This is a genomic window from Methylomonas rivi (assembly GCF_024505165.1).
Classification (GTDB): Bacteria; Pseudomonadota; Gammaproteobacteria; order Methylococcales; family Methylomonadaceae; genus Methylomonas; species Methylomonas rivi.
This window is the reverse complement of record NZ_JANIBK010000250.1, coordinates 1-3292: the sequence shown is the minus strand read 5'-3', so window position 1 is coordinate 3292 and position 3292 is coordinate 1. Positions and strand designations below refer to the sequence as shown.

Here is a 3292-nt window from a genome sequence, read left to right as displayed (position 1 = left end):
GGCGCGATGCCGCGGCCGACCGCGGCCAGCACCGACTTCTCGCTGTCTTCGTTGCCGTAGCTGCCGTCGGTGCCGACCGAGTTGAGTACGTTCAACACCAGTACCATAGGCACGATGACCCGGCCGGCGCGCATGACAAACCCCTTCAACTTGTCCCAGGTATGAATGGCGATGCTTTTCAAGGTAGGCAGGTGGTAGGGCGGCAATTCCATGATGAACGGCGTGGCTTCGCCTTGTAGGAGGGTGTTTTTTAGAATCAGACCGGTTAATACCGCCATGGCAATGCCGAGTAAATACAATCCGAACACGATATTTTGCGCGCCGTCGGCGAAAAACGCGGCGGCGAACAACACGTACACCGGCAGCCGCGCGCCGCAGGACATGAACGGCGCCATCGCGATGGTCATCAGCCGGTCGCGGCGATGCTCCAATGTGCGGGTGGCCATGATGGCCGGTACGTTGCAACCGAAACCGACAATCAACGGCACGAACGACTTGCCCGGCAGGCCGATCCAGCGCATGAATCTATCCATCACGAACGCCGCGCGGGCCATGTAGCCGGAGTCCTCCAGCACCGATAAAAACAGGAATAAAAAGCCGATGACCGGCACGAACGTGGCCACCACTTGTGCGCCGCCGCCGATGCCCTTGGCGAGCAGCAAAGTCAGCCAGTCCGGCGTGCCGATACCGGTCAGCCAGACGCCGAAGCCGTCCACGAACAAGGCTTGCGCGGCTTGGTCGAAAAAGTCGATGAAAGCACCGCCGATGTTGATCGTGAACATGAACATCAGATACATCATCATCAGGAATATCGGAATGCCCAAGGCCCGGTTCAATACGATGCGGTCGATGCGGTTGGTCAGGTCGCGGTTGATCAGACCGCTGATTTTTAGGGCGTCTTTGCAGATCCGGTGAGCCAACTCGAAACGGGCGTCGGCCATCATGATGTCGATGTCTTCGCCCAGGGTACGAGACCAAGCATCGATTTCTTGGCGTAGATCGGGTTCTACCAAGCCTAATGCCAAGTCGTCGCCCTCCAGCAGTCGCACGGCCAGCCAGCGCTCGGACCATCCCATGCGTTTCGCGGTAGCGCTTAAACGGCCGCTCAGTTTGGAGACGGCTTCCTCTAAGGCGTCGTCGTATCTGACTTCGGCACCGGCCGCTTTCGGGCTGGCCGCTGACTCGGCGATGGCGGTTTTCAAGGCGGCGATTCCCTGATTTTCCGAGGCCACCACCGGAATCACCGGACAACCCAAACGCTCGCCCAGCATGGCCGCATCAGGCTGCATGCCCTTGCTTTCGGCGACGTCGATCATATTCAACACCGTCAGCATCGGTACCTGCATTTCCGCCAACTGACTGGTCAAATACAGGCTGCGTTCCAGAATAGAGGCGTCGACGATATTGACGATCAAATCGGCTTCGTTGCTATGCGCATAGTCGCGAGCCACTTTTTCGTCCAGAGACACTTCCCGGTCGGCGACGTCCAACGAATAGGTGCCTGGCAGATCGACGACTTCAAAACGGGCTTCGTCATGCAGGTATTCGCCGGTCTTCTTCTCGACGGTTACGCCGGGCCAGTTGCCGACGCGTTGTTTGGCGCCGGTGAGGGCATTGAACAGCGTGGTTTTGCCGCAGTTGGGATTGCCGATCAGGGCGATGGTGTAGCGTGTTTTCATGCTAGTTTGTCCACGGAGATGGCGTCGGCTTCGCCTTTGCGCAATGACAGCGAGTAGCCGCGAATCAGGATTTCCACCGGGTCGCCGAGCGGCGCCACCCGAATCAGGCTGATTTCGGTGCCGGGCGTTAGCCCCATGGCTAGCAATTTGCGCCGATAGGCTTTGCCGCTGTCGTTGAAGCCGACTATTTTTGCGCGGTCGCCGATGGCAAGTTCTTTTAAGGTCATGCCGGGTCTTGGGTTGGTGCCGTCAAGCGTTTGAGGCTTCGAGGTGTCCGGTTGGCAGGGATTTTAGCCTTCGGCGGCATGCCGCCGCCCAGCAAGGCGCGCAGCAAAATCGCGATCGTGCTGCCGTTATGCAGCATCGAGGCCTTGACCGGGTTCAGCCAGCCGAAGGCGGCCGCCGACAAAATGCCGGTATTCAGGCCCACCGTCAGCTTGAAATTGCTGGCTATCAGTTTGCTGGTGGCCAAGGCCAGGGCGCGGGCGTCGGCGACGCGGGCGATGTTGTCTTCCAGCAAGGTGATGTCGGCCGCCAGCCGGGCCACGTCGGCACCGCGATGCATGGCGATACCGACATGAGAGCCGCTAAGGGCCGGAGCATCGTTGACGCCGTCGCCGACAAAGGCGATGTTGGCGCCTTGGGCCGCCAGTTGTTCCAGGATTTTCGCCTTTTCGTGCGGCAACAGCCCGGCGTGGAAGTCGTCCAGACCCAGTTCCTCGGCCAGCAGACGGGCGCGGTCGTAATGGTCGCCGGTCAGCATCAAAATGCGCTTGACGCCCAACGCCCGCAGGCGCGCCACCGTGGCGGCGCTGTTGGGGCGGACCGTGTCGGTTAACACCAAAATCCCCAGCAGTTTGCCGCCGAAGCCGATATATAAAATGGTTTTGCCTTCGGCGTGGATTTTGTCCAGCACGTCTTTGTATTCGTCGAGGGCAATGCCTTCGTCGTCTTCGATGAAATGCCTCGAGCCGACCACGATGCGCTGGCCGTCGATGACGCTGGCGACGCCGTGGGCGACGACGAATTCCACCTCCTGGTGCTGGAAGTGCTGGTGGCGGTTGAGGCTGTGCGCGGCTTCGACCACCGCTTGCGCCATCGGATGGAAGTAATGTTCCTCGACCGAGGCGGCCAGATTGATCAAGTCTTCCGGACTATAGTCGTGGTTGAAGGCGATCGAGTCGGTGACCTGCAAGGCGCCGCTGGTCAGGGTGCCGGTTTTGTCGAAGACGAAAGTGTCGGCCTTGGCCAAGTGTTCCAGGGCATTGGCGCCCTTGACCAGGATGTTGCCGTGGCCGGCGCGGTACATCGCCGACTTGAATGCCACCGGCGTCGCCAGTTTCAGGGCGCAGGAATAATCGGCCTGCAATACCGCGGCGACCCGTTCGCTGTCGCGTGAAATCAGCCAAGTCGCCGCCGCCAGCGCCAATACCAAAGGCACGGTTTTGTCGGCCAACCGCGAGGCTTCCAATTGGGTTTCGCTTTTGACGGTCAGGGATTGTTCCACCAGATCGGCGATGCGGGCGGCGGCGGCTTGGCGGCCGACTTGTTCCGCGTAGATGCGGATGCGGCCTTCCTCCACCAATGTGCCGGACAGGGCTTTGTCGCCGCGC

At 60.4% G+C, this 3292-nt stretch carries 3 protein-coding genes; all 3 read right to left on the bottom strand.

The window, feature by feature from the left end:
• Positions 1 to 1679 (bottom strand): Fe(2+) transporter permease subunit FeoB (feoB, locus tag NP596_RS20680; protein WP_256617278.1); only part of this gene is annotated, 1679 nt, incomplete at its 3' end.
• Positions 1676 to 1906 (bottom strand): FeoA family protein, encoded by a 231-nt coding sequence (locus tag NP596_RS20675; protein WP_256617277.1) that lies wholly within the window; start codon positions 1904 to 1906, stop codon positions 1676 to 1678. The genes feoB and NP596_RS20675, both read right to left, overlap by 4 nt.
• Positions 1903 to 3292 (bottom strand): heavy metal translocating P-type ATPase (locus NP596_RS20670; RefSeq protein WP_256617276.1); only part of this gene is annotated, 1390 nt, incomplete at its 5' end. The genes NP596_RS20675 and NP596_RS20670, both read right to left, overlap by 4 nt.